Below are 17,643 nucleotides of genomic sequence, written 5' to 3' on the forward strand. Positions count from 1 at the left end.
AAGGTATGCCGAAAATAAAAGCCGTGGCAATCGGTGGGGGGACTGGGTTGCCGGTTGCGCTGAAGTGTTTAAAACAATATGCCGATGAGATCACAGCTATTGTTAGTGTTGCTGACGACGGCGGTAGCTCTGGGAGGCTTCGCCGAGATATAGGAATACTTCCACCAGGCGATATAAGAAACTGTCTTGTAGCTCTGGCAAAAGACGAGCAAATGGCGAGGTTATTTAAATACCGTTTTACCCAAGGCGATGGTATTGCGGGCCATAGCCTGGGCAATCTAATCATCGCCGCACTAGCCGATCTTCACGGGAGCTTTGAAGACAGTATCCGCGTTGCCTCGAAGATTCTGTCAGTACAGGGTCGCGTTTTGCCGTCGACTACCGGAAACGTAACCCTTCGGGCAACTACCTATGATGACGAACCCGTAATTGGCCAGGTAAAAATCGCGCAGACAACGAAGCCTTTGAAGCGCGTATATCTCGAGCCTGAAGACGTCGAAGCTTATCCGGAAGCGGTTGAGGCGATACTTGAAGCCGACCAGGTTCTAATTGGGCCGGGAAGCGTTTTTACCAGCATCTTGCCCAATTTGATTGTACCAGGGATAGGTCGGGCGCTGGTAGAATCTAAGGCAATTAAGGTCTATATATGCAATGTGCTGACACAGCCGGGGGAAACCGATTTGTTTACGGCCTGCGACCATGTAGCTGCTCTTGTTGACCATGGTTCGGCTGATTGGCTGGATGTAGTTGTCGTAAATACGCACCCTCTACCCGATAAGGAACTTTTAAGCTATGCCGAGAACAGGAGGTATCCTGTATCAATAACTACCGAGAATATAAAAGCACTCGGCGTAAATTTAGTCCTAGCGGATGTTCTTGATGAGAATAATCCAGCTTGCCACGATGCAAATAAACTAGCAAGCATATTGCGCGAGTTAGTGTAGGGAAAGGTTTTTGGTTAAGACAACCGCTAGATAAACACTTCCAAGCCATAACCATGTGGCGCTTAATAGCTGCAGTTAACAATTTTAGCTTAAGCGGCCTTCATTAAAATTGGACGATTTGAGAGGAGTCTATAAAGAATTGTCATTTTCAAACGAGATAAAAAGCGAGCTAGCCAAGCTGCAGCCCAAGCGCAAATGCTGCCAGCTGGCAGAAGCATCTGCTATTATTCATATGGATGGAAGTTTGCATCTGTTGGGAAATGACCGTTTTGCCCTTGATGTGTCAACTGAAAACGCCGCGGTTGCGCGCCTTCTTTACAAGTTTTTGACGACTGTATTTTCGCTAAAAGTCGAGTCTATAGTAAGAAGATCGGTGTTGCACAAGACGAACAATTACCTCATTCATGTACCTTATCAAGAAACGATAGGTCAGGTCCTAAACGAACTTGGCATCTTGGACGACCATATGGTTGTTGTCCCCGGTATTCTTGCCAGGCTGGTCCGCAAGGAATGCTGCGCTGTATCTTATCTACGCGGCGCGTTTCTGGGCGGGGGCTCCATCAGCAGCTCCAAATCAAATTATCATTTTGAGTTGACAACGGATAACTTAGAGTTTGCATCCGACCTGCAATCTTTAATGAGCAGGGTGGGTTTACGCGCCAAAATAAACGATCGCAAGAAGAACTATGCGGTTTATATAAAGGATAGTGAAGAGATAATTCAATTTCTGGCATTAATCGGTGCCTACAAGGCTACTCTCAAGTGGGAAGACGAGCGCATCATAAGGGAGATGCGCGCTCAGGTAAACCGTTTGGTAAATTGTGATACCGCCAACTTAAATAAAGCTGTAAGCGCAGCTGCGGGGCAGATTGACGATATTGGTATAATTGAATCTAGGCTTGGGGTTGAGAAATTGCCGCCTGGTTTGCAGGAGTTTGTAAGGGTACGTGTAGAATATCCATATGTAAGCCTAAGAGAACTCGGAGAGCTATTCAACCCACCTCTTAGCAAGTCAGCAGTTTATCATCGGGCAAGGCGCATAGCTCAATTGGCAAGGAGCCTTGACAAAGTTTCACGCTAATTCTGTTAGGGAAAAGTAAATTTCAGATTGTCGAGGAGGAGGAAAACGTATGGCGATTAAAGTAGGTATTAACGGTTTCGGGAGGATAGGTAGAAATGTCTTTAGGGCGGCATTTGACGACCCTGACATCGATATCGTTGCTGTAAATGATTTGACGGATGCAAAAACTCTTGCACACTTGCTGCAGTATGACTCAATTTTTGGAATTTTTGAGGCCGATGTAGAGCCTTCGGGCAGCAGTATTTTAATCGATGGCAAAGAAATGAAAGTAACTGCAGAAAGGGACCCTGCTGCACTTCCATGGAAGGACCTTGGTGTAGATATCGTTATCGAGTCCACTGGAAGGTTTACAAAGGCCGAAGACGCAAAGAAACATCTTGATGCCGGTGCTAAAAAAGTAATTATCTCGGCTCCTGCAAAAGGGGAAGATATAACGGTTGTTTTGGGTGTAAATGATGATAAGCTTAAACCGGAGCATAAGATCATCTCAAACGCTTCCTGCACGACAAATTGTCTTGCACCGGTTGCAAAGGTGATTATGGACAATTTCGGAATCGAAAGAGGTTTTATGACTACCGTTCATGCTTATACCAATGACCAGTCGCTGCTTGACTTACCGCACAAAGATTTAAGAAGAGCAAGAGCTGCGGCTATGTCGATTATCCCAACCTCGACCGGTGCTGCAAAAGCGATCGGTCTCGTAATTCCAGAGCTGCAGGGTAAGATGGATGGTATGGCGCTGCGTGTACCAGTGCCGGATGGCTCTCTGGTTGACCTTACTGTTGAGTTATCCAAGGAAGCTTCAGTGGAAGATATTAACAATGCAATCAGGGAGGCGGCAAGCCAGGATAGGTGGCTTGGTATTCTCGACTATACCGAGGACCCGATAGTTTCAGTCGATATCGTTGGTGACCCGCATTCTTCTATATTTGACGGTCTGTCAACAATGGTTCATGGCAAGATGGCCAAGGTGCTGTCCTGGTATGACAACGAATGGGGTTATTCAAACAGGCTTGTTGATTTAACAAAACTAGTTGCAGAATAATCTGTCGTCTAGAACTAGGTACTGGAAACTTGGAACCAGAAAAGAGATTTAAAAAGAGGCAAGAAAGCGGAGGACAGAGAATCCTAAATCTGTTTTCCGTTTTCTGGTGCTTTTAGAAGCCTAGCTTGTATCCAGGTATTTTAGCCCAATGCGGTTTCTGGTATCTAGATTAGGGGGGATAGTCGTGAATAAGAAGACAGTCAGAGATATCGACGTATCTGGAAAACGTGTGCTGGTTCGGGTAGATTTCAACGTGCCATTGAAAGATGGTGTGGTAACCGATAACAGCAGGATAAAGGCAGCACTTCCAACAATAGAATATTTGATTAGCAAAGGTGCTAAAGTTATTCTAATGAGCCATCTTGGAAGGCCTAAGGGGGTTGAAGATAAATACCGGCTTGACCCGGTTGCCCAGGAATTGGCCGACCTTCTTGGCAAGGAAGTAGAGAAGGCCGACGCGGTTGTTGGCAGGGAGGTAAAAGAAGCTGTTGATAAAATGAAACCTGGCGACGTGCTGCTTCTTGAGAACTTGCGCTTTGACGAACGGGAGAAGAAAAACGACCCTGAGTTTGCAAAAGAGCTGGCAAGTCTTGCTGACATTTATGTAAACGATGCCTTCGGTGCTTCACATAGGGCTCACGCTTCTATAGTTGGAGTCGCGCAACATATCCCAGCGATTGCTGGTTTCTTATTGGAAAAGGAAGTCGATACTCTAGAATCGCTTCTTAAGAATCCGGAAAGACCATTTGTTGCAGTTCTCGGTGGCAGTAAAGTGTCGGATAAAATTGGTGTTATCGATAGATTCTTAGATATTGTCGATTCGCTGCTTATCGGCGGAGGCATGTGTTTTACTTTCCTCAAGGCCGAGGGCTACAACGTTGGGAAGTCACTTCTTGAGGAAGATAAGGTAGATTATTGTCGAGACGCAATAAATAAGGCTCAGGAGAAAAACATAAACATGTACCTACCCTCGGATATCGTTATTGCCAAGGAGATAAGCGCTGATGCGGAAGCCAGGGTTGTTTCAGTCGGCGATATTCCCGACGATTGGATGGGTCTGGATATTGGCCCCGAAACTATATCGGTTTATCGTGGAGTGATAAAGGGTGCCAAAACGATATTCTGGAATGGTCCGATGGGCGTTTTTGAGATAGACCAGTTTGCAAGAGGCACGGAGGAGATCGCAAGGGCAGTAGCTGATGCAACACAATCTGGGGCAACCAGTGTAGTTGGCGGTGGGGATTCTGTGGCCGCACTCAAGAAGGTTCACCTGGAAGACAAAGTCTCTTTTGTCTCGACTGGCGGTGGAGCGTCGCTCGAGATGATAGAGGGAAAAACACTTCCCGGTGTTGAGGCCTTAATGGATAAGTAAAATCGAGCCAAGAGGCTTGGACTCCGACGTGAGAACTAAAATTTTATGATTACACATGCAAAGAGAGGGAGCTGTATGCCAAGAAAACGCAGGATAATTGCCGGTAACTGGAAAATGTTCAAAACAGCCAAAGAAGCAGTTGCGCTAGTTCAGGAATTGGAAGATCAATTAGATGCATTGGGTGATTTAGGAGACGTTGAGGTTATAGTTTGCCCACCCTTTACTGCGCTCAAGAGTATATATACGGTTTTGTGGCAGGATAAGCCACCAATAAAAATGGGCGCGCAAAATATGTTCTGGGAGGATCAGGGGGCGTATACTGGAGAAATTTCTCCCCTGATGCTAAAAGACCTTGAGTGCGAATTTGTCATCCTCGGACACTCAGAGCGGCGCATGTACTTCGGCGAAACCGATGAGATGGTTAATAAAAAGGTAAAAGCGGCATTAAGACATAATATCACACCGATTATGTGCTGTGGTGAGTCTCTTGAACAGAGAGAGGCCGGAGAGACCCAGTCGTTTATTGAATCGCAGATTCTTGGTGGGATAGAGGGGTTAACCGCCGATAATATGAAGAAATTTATAATCGCATATGAACCGATCTGGGCTATTGGCACCGGCAAAGCTGCACTTCCTGAAGATGCAAATGAGGTCAATCGCCATATCCGCAGCATCCTTGCTTCGAGGTTCGGTGAAGAAGTCGCAAAGTCGGTACCTATTCTTTACGGCGGAAGTGTCAAAGGTGGAAATATAGCTCAGTTTATGGAGCAGCCTGAGGTTAACGGGGCCCTGGTTGGCGGTGCAAGTCTGGAAGCAGAAAGCTTTGCAGATATTATAAGAAATGCAAGATAAAGTATTTGATTTATAACTGCTGATTAAAAGATTTAATTGCAGTACAGGACTTTAGCAAAAAAAGTAGTGCAAGGCTTTAGCCTTGGACAGATGATTTCACAGCTCGGCGATTTCATTATAGACCGATTAGTGGCGACACGTTAATTTTAAATGTGATGGAAAGGTAAGTTAAAGATAATAATGGGTGAGAAAATTGTACGACCTAAGCCTGTAATACTTTGCGTCTTAGACGGCTGGGGTGAGAATCCAGACAAAGTAGGAAACGCCATAGAGTTTGCAAGTACACCGAACCTGGACCAATTTAAAATTGAGTTTCCGTTTACAACTTTAGGAGCAGCAGGAGAAGCTGTAGGCCTTCCCGAAGGCCAAATGGGAAATTCTGAAGTCGGCCACTTAAACCTCGGAGCAGGCCGTATTGTCTACCAGGATATAACCCGGATCAGCAAGGCCATCCGAGACGGTGACTTCTTCAAGAACAAAGTCCTTCTGGAAGCTATGCAAAATGCCAGGAGAAATAATACGGCCGTTCACTTAATGGGTCTTCTATCAGATGGAGGCGTGCACAGTCTCGATACTCATCTCTTTGCGCTTATCAAATTGGCTAAATCTCAAGGTGTCGAGCGACTTTATATACATGCGTTTCTCGATGGACGAGATGTGCCTCCACAAAGCGCGCTTTCTTATTTTAAACAGCTAGAAGAAAGGATAGCTCAAGAAAAGATAGGTAAAGTGGCAACAGTCATGGGTCGGTATTATGCCATGGATAGGGATAACCGGTGGGAGAGGGTCAAGAGAGCCTATGATGCTATGGTGCATGCAATCGGCAAGAAGGCGTATTCAGCTGAGCAGGCGGTTGAGCAGTCCTACGCGGAAGGAATTGTCGATGAGTTCGTAGAACCCACAGTTATTATCGATAAAGATACAGGTGAGCCAGTAGCTACAATAAAAGATGGCGACTCGGTCATATTTTACAACTTTAGAGCCGACAGGGCGCGTGAGATAACCCGTGCCTTCATAGAAAGGAACTTTAAGGGCTTTGATCGGGGAGTAAAACCCCCGCAAACCTTTTATGTGTGCATGACCCAGTATGATATCACGTTTACAAACTGTCATGTGGCGTTTCCGCCCCAGGAACTTAAAAATACACTCTCCGATATCATTGCAGAGCATGGCTTAAAGCAATTGCATACCGCAGAAACGGAGAAATATGCCCACGTAACATTTTTCTTCAATGGTGGCGAAGAGGCTCCTGAGCAGGGTGAGGATAGGATACTCGTGCCTTCACCGAAGGTGCCGACTTATGATTTAAAGCCCGAGATGAGCGCGCCAGAGGTAACCGATGTTGTAGTGAATGCAATAAAATCGGAGAAATACGATTTTATTGTTGTCAACTTTGCAAATTGTGATATGGTTGGACATACCGGCGTTTTTGAGGCAGCTGTAAAAGCAGTTGAGGTGGTCGATGAGTGTGTTGGCAGGATTACCGATATGGCACGGTCTAAAGGTGGAGCTGTTTTTATAACTGCGGACCATGGTAATGCCGATCAAATGATCGATTTTGTTCATCATCAGCCGATGACGGCACATACGATCAATAGGGTACCTTTTTACGCGGTCATAAACCAGGGTCATTTTAAATTAAGGGATGGTGGCATCCTGGCCGATGTGGCTCCAACTATATTAGATGTCATGGATATCCCAAAACCTGTTGAAATGACCGGCACGTCGCTAATCGAGTGGGATAGTTAGGTGCTGCCGTTATCAACGCCGCAGTGCTGCAGCTTCCTTTTGCGAGCAAACTAAATATTGCCGGTTTGCAGTGCTTGTGCTATTATTTTAAAGATTGAATTTCAGGAGGCTAATGTGATCGTTTTTATTGAGATTGTTCACGCAATTTTAGCCATCGGGCTTATAATTGCCATTCTTCTTCATTCCGGGAAGGGAACGGGCTTGTCAAGTGCGTTCGGTGGTGCTCTACCCTCGACTTTCTCCGGAACAAGCATAATTGAAAAAAACCTCAATCGCATAACAGTTATCCTTGCTTCTGCATTTGGCGTAACTTCGCTGGTGCTTTATTATGTGAGCCAGAAACCCGGTCTGTAATCTGTGGCTTGTACCGATTGTTGGCGCTTCGGCAATGAAGCGCTTTTTTTTGTTGCAGGTAATAATGGCTGCAGGTTAGAATAAGTAGCGGTATTGTCAAGCAATTATAGCGGTAATTGGCCGGTTTGCACTTCATCAGGAAGAGGCCAAATAAATGAGAAAAATATTTCTATATGCGCCGGTCTTCTTGATTTTGGCGCTGCTTTTGATGTTCTTGCAGGGTGGCTGCAATCGTGTTAATTCAGCAACCGGTGTATCTGAAAGAATTGTAATTGGCCTGGACCAGGAACCATTGGTGCTCAATCCCTATATTCCAGAAGGGACATCGATGGCAACAAAGCTTGTTACGTCAAACGTCCTTTGGGGGTTACTCTCAGTAACGCCGGATTTACGGTATGTGCCGCGAATAGTAGAGAGAGTACCTACCATTAACAACGGTCTTGTGACAAAGAACCCTTTTACCGTCACGTTTGAAATTAAAAAGAATGCTGTTTGGAGCGATGGAGCACCTATTACTTCTTCAGATGTTAAATTCACCTGGGAAACGATAATGAATAGCAAGAACTGCGTTACAAACCGCTTTGGATATGATCAAATTGAGCGCATTGACACCCCTCATGAAAAAACGGTAACAATTGTTTTTAAAAGACCGTATCCTGCCTATAATAGCCTATTTACCAGTAGTTTTCCTATCTTACCTAAACATATACTTGAGGGTAAGAGAATTCATGAAGCTATGAATGACTTTCTCAGTTTTGCGAGCGGCCCTTATAAATTTAAAGAGTGGAATCGTGGAAAGCAGCTGGTTATCGAACCAAACGAGTCTTTTTGGGGAGCAAAGCCAAAGATCAAGAAAGTTACATTCAAATTCATGCCAGATAGAGCTGCCTGTATCGCTGGTTTGGAAAGGGGCAGTCTTGACCTTATTTATTCCCAATTTGATGAGCAGGATATTGCCCGTCTAAAAGCGGTTAGGGGCAAAGTCACCAACGTAAACAAAGGACTGTTATGGGATCACGTGGGGTTTAATCTGTCAAAGTCACCGCTGGACGATATTAATGTAAGGAGGGCGGTCGCATATGCTATTGATAGGAGGAAGATAGCTAGGCTAGCAACTGGTGATCCACATCCTCTTGACAGTGTAGTTGTGGCAGAGCAAGCGTTTTATACTCCCGCATGGAGATCTTACGATTATAATGTAAGAAAAGCAAAGGATTGTCTCCTTAAAGCAGGCTATAGTGCAGGCAGCAACGGCATATATGAGAAGGATGGCAAACCTCTTACACTAACGATAAGTATGGTTACCGGCAATCCAATTAGGGAAAAAGTAGAGATGTTGATAAAAGAAAACCTTGAGCTTGCTGGCATTAAGGTAGAAATTAAAAATTCAACTCCCGATGTATTTTTTAATAGTTGTCTTCCCGAAGGCAAGTTCGATATAGGTCTTTGGGGGTGGCTTGATAGCGTAGAGCCAGACCTCCGGTACAGGTTTGCGTCTGACAAAATACCGCCGGCGGGACAAAACTATTATCGATACAGCGATCCCGAAATAAATAGCCTATTAAATAGTATAGATACAGAGATTGATGCCTCCAGGAGGTTTGATAATTACTATAAAGTTCAGGCGAAACTGAGCGGTGACTTAGTAGTTATACCCCTTTACCGTCACCTTCAAGCCCTATCATATGATAAGAAAATCAAGGGAGTGGTAAACAACACGACAGAAGAAGGGCCGCTTTATGATCTTAATAAGTGGTGGATAATAAAATAATATTGAGCACTAAAAAGGTAGCCAGCCAAGCCAATATCTGGTATGGTTAATATAGCTACGACCCATTAAGTAACGGCTTAATATGGAAGGGGAAACAAGTTATGAGAAAATCTGCTCTATTGGTTGTCATTATTCTGGTACTTGCGCTGGCTTTTTCTATGGGCACTACAACGGCTCTTGCCAAAGGTCAGGCTAAAGGCAAAGGGAAAATCGTATTTGTGCACTATCGTGGTGGGAACCCGATCGCCTCAAATCTCGCAGCCAACAAGGCTTCGTTAACAGGTGACCAAGTTGGCGATTACAAGTACACCGGAATCCATTGGCCATCAACAGCATTTCCGGTACACTACACAATCGATCCAGCAAATCCTAATGGTCTTGTTGCGGAAACAGTTCAAGCTACGGTTGACGCTTCTTTTGCTACATGGGAAGACGCAGATGCTGGTGGCAATGTGGTAGTTGATTTTATGGGTGACGGATTTGCTTCTGTGCTGGTGAACCCTTTGAACACCTCGGATGGAAATAATACAATTTGTTGGAGGCCGTTAAGCAGCTCCTACCCAGGAGCCATCGGTATTACAGTAACCTGGTATCACTACGCCGGGAAAAGGGATAAAATCATTGACGAATGCGATACCATACTAAATAGCGACTATCCATGGTCCATCAATATACCCGGAACGACGGGTTTTGCGTCTTTTGATGTCCAAAACATAATGACGCATGAGCTTGGGCATTGGCTATTGCTTGGGGATCTATATAGTAAAAGGGACAGTGAGCTGACCATGTATGGCTATGGCAGCACAGGGGAAACAAAGAAGGACACCCTGGGTCGCGGTGACGTTTTGGGAATAAATGCAATATATCCATAAACCAAAGATGTGGGGCAGACAGCTTAATATTTAAATCGAATTTAGGGTATAACAATTGCTGATTAGCAGCAGGGGGCTTTCTAAAGCCCCTTACTCTTTATTGAGAAATGTTATTATGCTAAAAGGAGATTCAAGATAGATCGGTAGAAAAAAGCGAGAACAAATGGGTTCAGATCAGCTTTCTTTTGGCAAACCAAGTAAATTCAGCCAGTCCATAGCCGGCAAGGTAAGTAATACAGAAAAAAAGTTATCCACGCTCGAGGGCATCCTTGAGCATTTTGTTTTTTATAACGAGGAGAATGGCTGGAGTGTTGTCAGGGTTAACGTGCGGGGTTATCGTGACCCAGTAACAGCAGTTGGGAATCTTCTTGGTGTGCAGCCAGGCGAGAGTATCCGCTTTAAGGGATATTGGGTTAGCGACCGCAAATATGGTGAACAATTTAAAATCATCTCTTTCACAACGGTGAAGCCGGCAACGCTTGTTGGTATTGAGAAGTATCTCGGCTCAGGGATGATCAAAGGAATTGGTCCAGTTATGGCCGCACGCTTAGTCAGGTGTTTTGGAACCGAAACGCTCGATGTTATCGAAAATCAGCCAGAGAGATTAACTGAAGTTGAAGGCATCGGTAAAGTTCGGGCTGAAAGCATATGTGCCGCCTGGCAGGAGCAAAAAGAGATAAAAGAAGTCATGCTCTTTCTTCAATCTCACGGTGTTACCACGACTTATGCTATAAAAATCTACAAACATTATGGGAGCAACGCAATAGATGTTGTAAGCGAAAATCCCTATCGGTTGGCAGTTGATATATTCGGCATCGGGTTTAAGACCGCAGATAAGATTGCTGGTAACTTGGGTATATCTGCAGACTCATTACAGAGGGCTGAAGCGGGCATCTTGCACGTGCTTGGAAGCTTAAGTGACGATGGACATGTTTGCTGTCTGCGCTCGCAGTTAATTGATAAGGCAGCAAAAGTCCTAGAGGTTGATGCGCAAGTTATAAACAACGCAATAGATTCTTTGGCAAGTCAAGATTTGATCGTAAGGGAGGCCGCATCAGACAATGCGCTGAGAGATGTTGAGCCAAGCGGCGGCTTAAAACCTGATGATGAATTAGTCTATTTGCGCTCCTTATACGCATCTGAGATAGGCGTTTTGAATCAAATGAAGCGGCTCCTGTCAGCCGGCGTGAAGCCGCTTGAGATAGATATAGAAAAGGCTCTTGCCTGGTTTGAACAAAGATTTGGGCTCAAACTTGCCGAGCAACAAAGAGATGCTATCCGCCATGCAGTTTCAAGCAAGGTTATGGTGGTAACGGGCGGACCCGGAACAGGTAAGACCACGCTCGTTAACGGAATCATCCAGATATTAAAGAGAAAGGGTAGACAAATTTTGCTTGCGGCTCCTACTGGAAGGGCAGCAAAGCGTCTAGCAGAGGCGACTGGTTTGGAGGCAAAGACAATCCATCGCCTGCTAGAATTCAGTCCAAGGTTGATGGCATTTGAGCGAAATTCAGAAAATCCTCTGGAAGCCGACATCATTATCCTGGATGAGGCGTCGATGGTAGATGTCGTCCTTTTCTATAATCTACTAAAAGCAATACCCTCGACATCCCAGCTCATACTTGTTGGAGACACCGATCAACTTCCGTCTGTTGGTCCTGGTAATGTGCTTAAAGACGTCATTCAATCGAACCAGGTTAAGGTGGTTTGCCTTAATGAGGTGTTCAGACAAGCGCAAAAGAGCATGATAGTGGTAAATGCCCATCGGGTTAATGCAGGGCAGATGTTGTACGCTAAATCAAGGGAGGGGAAAAGCGATTTCTATTTCGTAGAAATCGAGGAGCCAGACGAAATACTTAAAACAATGAAGCTGCTTATTACTGAAAAAATACCTGCAACTTTCAAGTTTTCTGCCGATGATATCCAAGTGCTAACTCCCATGCATATGGGGCTTCTTGGAGCGGCAAACCTCAACAAAGAGCTGCAGCAGCTGCTTAATCCATCCGGTGAGGCGCTGAGTCGGGGCAGCCGCTCTTTCCGTACCGGCGACCGCGTCATGCAGATTCGAAACAATTACGACCTTGATGTCTATAATGGAGACATAGGCAAAATATATGCAATAGATCAAATTGAGAGGCAAGTAAGGGTAGTATTTGATGGCAGGGAAGTCATTTACGACTACTCCGATTTGGATGAACTCATCTTGGCTTACGCTTGTTCGGTGCATAAATCCCAGGGGAGCGAGTACCCGGCGGTTATAATTCCGCTTCACACCCAGCACTACATGATGCTTCAAAGAAATCTCCTTTACACGGCGATCACAAGAGGCAAGAAGCTAGTAGTGGTTGTTGGAAGCAGAAAAGCTCTGGCGATTGCGGTAAAGAATAACCGTATCCAGGAAAGACACACACGTCTTGCAGAGCGACTATCAAATATCTATACCAAGGCATAGATGTTCTGATGTACCAAAGTGCCGATATCTTGTATGTTTTAAGTTTGGCACTTTGGGACACCGGCACTTCTCGACTTATTTTTGGCTTCTGATATATTAGAGTTTATGAATAAACCACAAGGAAATTACGTTAAAAGGGCAATCAAGGCTCCGGATCGAGTAAGAGCGATGTTTGATATCGTTGCAAAGCGATACGATATGATAAACCGCCTTATGACAATGGGGATGGATAAGCGGTGGCGAAAAATCGGTGCCAAGGGAACTGAGACAAATAAAGATTCGATTGTCCTTGATGCCTGTACCGGAACCGGTGATTTTGCGTTGGCGGTTAACTCGGTAACCGGGGCAAAAGTAGTGGGAGTGGATTTTAGTGCAGATATGCTCGCGTTGGCAAAGGAGAAGATAGATAAAGCGGGCTGCAGAAAAGAAATAAGTTTTGTCGAGGCCTCGGTTGTTAACTTGCCCTTTGAGGACAACAAGTTTGATGCAATAACTATTGGCTTTGGATTGCGCAATACACCGGATTATCGTGCGGTGTTGCGTGAGTTTTACAGGGTTACCAAACCGGGAGGCAAGCTGGTTTGTCTAGAATCTAGTCAACCCGAAATAAAAATTTTAAGAGCCCCCGTCAGGTGGTTTATCGCCTCATTTGTCCCGTTTGTCGGGAAGATAGTTTCGAACAATTACCAGGCATATAAATATTTATCTGACAGTATGGAAGTATTCCCACCCCAGAAAGAGCTTGCGCAGATGATGAAGGAGGCTGGCTGGGCAGAAGTCAGGTACAGGAACTTCTTTGCCGGTGCCGTTGCGCTTCATATCGCCACCAAAGACAGAGGGTAGACTAATCATCAGGTATACTATCTAAAAGATTGGTCATATCAGACTGTGGATTGGATTTGGGTTTATTTTCTTTTGGCGGCGGTGGAGCCGGGTCTTTGCTTGAGTTGGCATCAGTGGCAGAGCCCACGTAAGGTTCTCCCTTCATATCCTTAAGCTTATCCTTCTGCCACTGGGGCATAAAATCCGTATTGTCATTTTGACCCATACCCTTTGGCATAGCGTTTGAGCCGTTTCTTATAACATATGGGTTACTTTTTACGGCATTTTCTTGATTCTCGTCTACAAGAATGCTTATCGGCGGATTTTGCACGACGGATTGGTCCCTTGCCATTATAAAATACATATAAATGCTAGCGGTTAAAAGTAAGGCCGAAATTATATAAAGCACTTTTCTTAAGGTCAAAGGCCCACCTCCTTATCCGGACCGCTCACAAATAACCCCTTTGTCTAATCATACTAAACTGTGCCGATTTTATAAAGCTTGCATGAAAAGCTCTACGCCTGCGTTTATATTTGGCGTCCTGCGGAAAACAACAACAGTAGCCTGAAGATAATACTGGAAAGGAGGCACGGTGATGCCCATTGAGTCGATAAGAAGGAGGAGAACCATCAGAAAATACACAGATGAAGGCATAAGCGAGGAGCAACTCAGGGACTTATTGTTGGCCGCAATGTACGCTCCGTCACAGTGGGGGAAACGGTCCTGGGAGTTTATTGTTGTTGATGACCCTCATATGAAGGGCGAGCTAGGTAATTTAACCCCATACTCAGCACAAGCGGCTGAAGCTGCTGTTGATATTATAGTGCTGGCCGATAAAAATGCCTCAAACTCATGGGTCGAGGATGCATCGATTGCGGCGGAGCATATCAATCTTGAAGCAGCAAAGCTAGGGCTTGGTAGCTCCTGGATACAGGTAAGAGGCATGATACACGATACCATGGATGCCGAGGCATATCTTAGGCAAATACTCGGTATTCCAGATAACTTCGGCATTTGCTGTATAATTACTGTTGGGCATCCGGCTGAAGAAAAATCGCCCCACAGGGAAGTAGAGTTCTCTGTGGAGAAAGTTCATTACAACAGATTTGGCGAGCACGGCATAGCAGCCTGAGATGGAACCGTTAATTTTAACGAAAAGGGTTTAGTTAGGAGAAGAATATCCGATATTGGTTTATAGCAGACATTAAGGAATAAACCTTTGGAGGTAGCTAATGCAAAGAAAAAGACGCAAATCCATTAAAAGGAAAACCATATCGGATACGTGGAATGCTTTTAGTTCTTTTGTAAATGAGGGAAACCGCTTAGTAAATAAAATAGCTATCGATTCCGAAAAATACTCGGCGAAAACCGATAAATTTATCAAGGGGATCCTCAAGGATAGACCCAAAATGAAAGCCAGGAGAAAAATCGCTTAGCTTGATTTAATTTAGAGTTTGCAATAATATTTCGATACCAGGTATTTAGCAATATCTGCAGCAGCGTTCACAAGAATAGTTATAGTAAAGGTGCGGTAATATTGGGTATCTTAACCTGGATCATCCTGGGGTTGATTGCTGGGGCTATAGCAAGGTTACTGATCCCTGGAAAACAACCTGGCGGACTCATTACAACCATCCTTCTTGGCATTGCAGGAGCCGTTATAGGAGGCTATATTGGCAATGCTCTACTCGGGAAATCTATTACCGGAATTGATACGTCGAGTATCATCCTTGCGGTAATTGGCTCCGTTATAGTAATTGCAATATACTCATCAATATTCGGCAAGCATTAACCAGGCTTTACTTACCAAATATCATCCTATCATCCAAAATATCATCAAGCCTTATCTTTGCTCTGAGGCGCTTTTTCCTGACTTCCGCTGCTATCTAAAATCATAGGCATGCGATGTAATTATCTCTCTACTATAGCTTTATGGTTAGCTTAACCGTATCTCCTATTATGTTGAGATTAATTGTTAAAACAATTGATCTTTTAACAATTAACATGGCAAATGATAAATATAGGGTTGATTTATATATTAAATATGGTAATATATATTATTGCTATTAGCAATAGTACGCTTTGGCTGATGATCTTTTGTATGACAAGCCTATGAGGGTATCGGGAGGAAAAAGATGACTGACTATCGTGAAATGTGGAAGAGTTTGGGCTTGGATTTGGAGGCCCACGATCAACTGCTGGCAGTTATTCCTCAAATATACGGGGATATCTATTTAAGCCAAGAGGGTCGTCCGGAGGGCATGAGTTATCTCGACTTTGTCATGTCGGAGATCCATGGCTTAAGAGTTAAAGAGTTAAACGACCTTAGGGCATCAGGTGGAAAGGTCATTGGCACATTCTGTCTTTATGTACCAGAGGAAATAGTTCTTGCCTCGGGGGCGGTTTGTGTCGGTATCTGTGGCGGAGCCGACTGGCCAAGCGATGAAGCCGACCGAGTCCTGCCAAGAAACCTTTGCCCGCTCATTAAGTCGTTTATGAGTTTCAAGCTTGCAAAAGTGTGCCCGTATTTCGAATCAAGCGATATGATTGTGGGCGAGACGACTTGCGATGGAAAGAAGAAGGTATACGAGGTGCTGGGTGAGTACACAAACGTGTACGTAATGCACACGCCACAGATGAAAGACGGGACGAGCCGCCAGCTCTGGCGCACTGAAGTTGAGAAGTTCAAGAATAAGATGGAGGGGCTAACCGGAAACAAAATCGACTCGGATGCTCTTGCAAGAGGTATTGCAACTGTTAACGCAAAGCGTGCCGCTTTAAAAAGGCTAAACGACATGAGAAAAGCGGTTCCGACACCGATCAGTGGCAAAGACGCCCTCCTCATCCAACAAGTTGCGTTCTACGACGATCCTATTCGCTTTACCGAGATGGTGAACAAGATAAACGATGAGCTTGAGAAAAGGATTGCAGCCGGCGTGGGTGTCGCTGATAAGGATGCGCCGAGAATTCTTGTATCGGGATGTCCTATGGCGATTCCAAACTGGAAACTTCACCATATAGTCGAATCGGCTGGTGCCGTGATCGTTGCCGAGGAAGCATGCATTGGCCACCGCTACTTCAGAGATATGGTTAATGAGACGGGTATAGATACCGACGAGAAGCTCGATGCAATAGCAGATCGCTACATGAAACTTGACTGTGCGTGCTTTACACCCAATAAAGAAAGGCTCGATAATATCTTGAGCCTTGTTAAAGAATACAAGGCAGACGGTGTTATTCATTACTCGCTGCAGTTCTGCGATCCCTTTACAGTTGAGTATGCAAGCGTAGAGAAAACCCTTAAAGGCGCTGGCATACCGGTTCTTAAGATAGAAACCGATTATAGCATGGAGGACGCCGGGCAACTCTCGACAAGGGTTGAGGCTTTTCTAGAGACCATCAGGGAGACCCAAGGGGTTGTTATGTAGAATGTTTGTGGGAATTGATATCGGGTCTCGATGTATCAAAGTGGTTGCTTTGAACGGATCCGGGATCGAGGACTTTCAGATCGCCGATACTGGATTTAATCCTTACGAGCGCTCGCTTGGGATGATAAAACCTTATAAAGCAAAAAGGATTGTGGCAACTGGGTATGGTCGTCACTTTGCAAGAGAAGACTTTGCCGATGAGGTAATAACTGAAATCAAAGCACATGCGATTGGCACTCGTTATCTTTTCCCGAATTGCCGCACGATAATCGATATTGGAGGTCAGGACAGTAAAGCCATTTCACTGGATGAGAACGGTAGGGTGATAGATTTTCAGATGAACGATAGGTGTGCTGCGGGGACAGGCAAGTTTCTTGAAATAATGGCCAGAACCTTGGGTTTTACTATCGATGAGTTTGGGTCTCAATGTATGTTTGCTGATAAGGTCATAAGAATAAATAGCATGTGCACTGTATTTGCCGAGTCCGAGGTGGTTTCGCTTCTGGCAAAAAAAGAAGATCCAAAAAGTATTGGACTTGGACTACATAAATCTATTGTTGAAAGAGTAAGTGCTATGGTAAGCAGGATAGGGGTTAATGATGATATCGTTATCTCGGGTGGAGTTGGAAGAAATCCCTGTATAAAGATGTTATTTGAACAAAAGTTAGGACGAAAGATATGTGCGTATATCTATCCCGAAATTGCTGGCGCGCTGGGAGCAGCGATTGCAGCAATGAGCGGCAGCTATTTAAATAGCTGCTAAGTATTTTACTTTGAAATCGGTTTGGAGTGGGGCGGACTGTTTTACTAAAGTCCGCCCCATTTATTGCGTAAGCGAATACCCCCCGCTATGCGGGGGAGTTCAAATAAGGCGAAGCCGTTATGGTAGTGACATAAAAG

The 17,643-nt window shown here is 44.8% G+C and carries 17 protein-coding genes; 16 read left to right on the forward strand and 1 reads right to left on the reverse strand.

Annotated features, from left to right (window positions below):
- The first annotated feature begins 5 nt into the window (after window positions 1-5).
- The 11 genes from K6T91_04460 (at window position 6) to ubiE (ending at window position 13,335) form a co-directional block, all read left to right on the forward strand.
- Entirely contained in the window at window positions 6-944 is a 939-nt protein-coding gene (locus K6T91_04460; protein ID MCL6472045.1) for a YvcK family protein, read from the forward strand.
- Between the two features lie 139 nt (window positions 945-1,083).
- The gene (gene whiA, locus K6T91_04465; GenBank protein MCL6472046.1) at window positions 1,084-2,025 is read left to right on the forward strand and encodes a DNA-binding protein WhiA; all 942 of its coding nucleotides are present in this window, start codon (window positions 1,084-1,086) and stop codon (window positions 2,023-2,025) included.
- 49 nt (window positions 2,026-2,074) lie between these two features.
- Window positions 2,075-3,070: a type I glyceraldehyde-3-phosphate dehydrogenase gene (gene gap, locus K6T91_04470; GenBank protein MCL6472047.1), complete on the forward strand. Its 996-nt coding sequence runs from the start codon at window positions 2,075-2,077 to the stop codon at window positions 3,068-3,070.
- 184 nt (window positions 3,071-3,254) lie between these two features.
- Window positions 3,255-4,442, forward strand: a complete 1,188-nt coding sequence (locus K6T91_04475; GenBank protein MCL6472048.1) for a phosphoglycerate kinase — start codon at window positions 3,255-3,257, stop codon at window positions 4,440-4,442.
- 75 nt (window positions 4,443-4,517) lie between these two features.
- Window positions 4,518-5,294: a triose-phosphate isomerase gene (gene tpiA / locus K6T91_04480; GenBank protein MCL6472049.1), complete on the forward strand. Its 777-nt coding sequence runs from the start codon at window positions 4,518-4,520 to the stop codon at window positions 5,292-5,294.
- Between the two features lie 180 nt (window positions 5,295-5,474).
- On the forward strand, window positions 5,475-7,043 hold the full coding sequence (gene gpmI, locus K6T91_04485; protein ID MCL6472050.1) for a 2,3-bisphosphoglycerate-independent phosphoglycerate mutase: 1,569 nt from the start codon (window positions 5,475-5,477) through the stop codon (window positions 7,041-7,043).
- A 93-nt stretch (window positions 7,044-7,136) separates the two neighbouring features.
- The gene (secG, locus tag K6T91_04490) at window positions 7,137-7,397 is read left to right on the forward strand and encodes a preprotein translocase subunit SecG (GenBank protein ID MCL6472051.1); all 261 of its coding nucleotides are present in this window, start codon (window positions 7,137-7,139) and stop codon (window positions 7,395-7,397) included.
- Window positions 7,398-7,551: 154 nt separating this feature from the next.
- Window positions 7,552-9,168, forward strand: coding sequence for a peptide ABC transporter substrate-binding protein (locus K6T91_04495; protein MCL6472052.1), 1,617 nt, complete (start codon window positions 7,552-7,554; stop codon window positions 9,166-9,168).
- A gap of 101 nt (window positions 9,169-9,269) precedes the next feature.
- Window positions 9,270-10,040, forward strand: coding sequence for a hypothetical protein (locus tag K6T91_04500; protein ID MCL6472053.1), 771 nt, complete (start codon window positions 9,270-9,272; stop codon window positions 10,038-10,040).
- A 163-nt stretch (window positions 10,041-10,203) separates the two neighbouring features.
- A complete protein-coding gene (locus K6T91_04505; GenBank protein ID MCL6472054.1) occupies window positions 10,204-12,492 on the forward strand; it encodes an ATP-dependent RecD-like DNA helicase in 2,289 nt (762 codons plus the stop codon).
- A 105-nt stretch (window positions 12,493-12,597) separates the two neighbouring features.
- On the forward strand, window positions 12,598-13,335 hold the full coding sequence (gene ubiE / locus K6T91_04510; protein MCL6472055.1) for a bifunctional demethylmenaquinone methyltransferase/2-methoxy-6-polyprenyl-1,4-benzoquinol methylase UbiE: 738 nt from the start codon (window positions 12,598-12,600) through the stop codon (window positions 13,333-13,335).
- A gap of 1 nt (window position 13,336) precedes the next feature.
- Here ubiE and K6T91_04515 read toward each other — a convergent pair whose 3' ends face one another.
- On the reverse strand, window positions 13,337-13,738 hold the full coding sequence (locus tag K6T91_04515; protein MCL6472056.1) for a hypothetical protein: 402 nt from the start codon (window positions 13,736-13,738) through the stop codon (window positions 13,337-13,339).
- A 169-nt stretch (window positions 13,739-13,907) separates the two neighbouring features.
- Here K6T91_04515 and K6T91_04520 point away from each other — a divergent pair, with 169 nt between their 5' ends.
- The 5 genes from K6T91_04520 to K6T91_04540 all read left to right on the forward strand — a co-directional run bounded on the left by K6T91_04520 (window position 13,908) and on the right by K6T91_04540 (window position 17,506).
- The gene (locus K6T91_04520; protein ID MCL6472057.1) at window positions 13,908-14,447 is read left to right on the forward strand and encodes a nitroreductase family protein; all 540 of its coding nucleotides are present in this window, start codon (window positions 13,908-13,910) and stop codon (window positions 14,445-14,447) included.
- 100 nt (window positions 14,448-14,547) lie between these two features.
- The gene (locus tag K6T91_04525) at window positions 14,548-14,751 is read left to right on the forward strand and encodes a hypothetical protein (GenBank protein MCL6472058.1); all 204 of its coding nucleotides are present in this window, start codon (window positions 14,548-14,550) and stop codon (window positions 14,749-14,751) included.
- A 101-nt stretch (window positions 14,752-14,852) separates the two neighbouring features.
- The gene (locus K6T91_04530; GenBank protein MCL6472059.1) at window positions 14,853-15,107 is read left to right on the forward strand and encodes a GlsB/YeaQ/YmgE family stress response membrane protein; all 255 of its coding nucleotides are present in this window, start codon (window positions 14,853-14,855) and stop codon (window positions 15,105-15,107) included.
- 343 nt (window positions 15,108-15,450) lie between these two features.
- Window positions 15,451-16,743: a 2-hydroxyacyl-CoA dehydratase family protein gene (locus K6T91_04535; protein ID MCL6472060.1), complete on the forward strand. Its 1,293-nt coding sequence runs from the start codon at window positions 15,451-15,453 to the stop codon at window positions 16,741-16,743.
- A gap of 1 nt (window position 16,744) precedes the next feature.
- Window positions 16,745-17,506: an acyl-CoA dehydratase activase gene (locus K6T91_04540; GenBank protein ID MCL6472061.1), complete on the forward strand. Its 762-nt coding sequence runs from the start codon at window positions 16,745-16,747 to the stop codon at window positions 17,504-17,506.
- Window positions 17,507-17,643 lie beyond the last annotated feature (137 nt).

Source organism: Bacillota bacterium (assembly GCA_023511485.1).
Classification (GTDB): Bacteria; Actinomycetota; Aquicultoria; order Aquicultorales; family Aquicultoraceae; genus CADDYS01.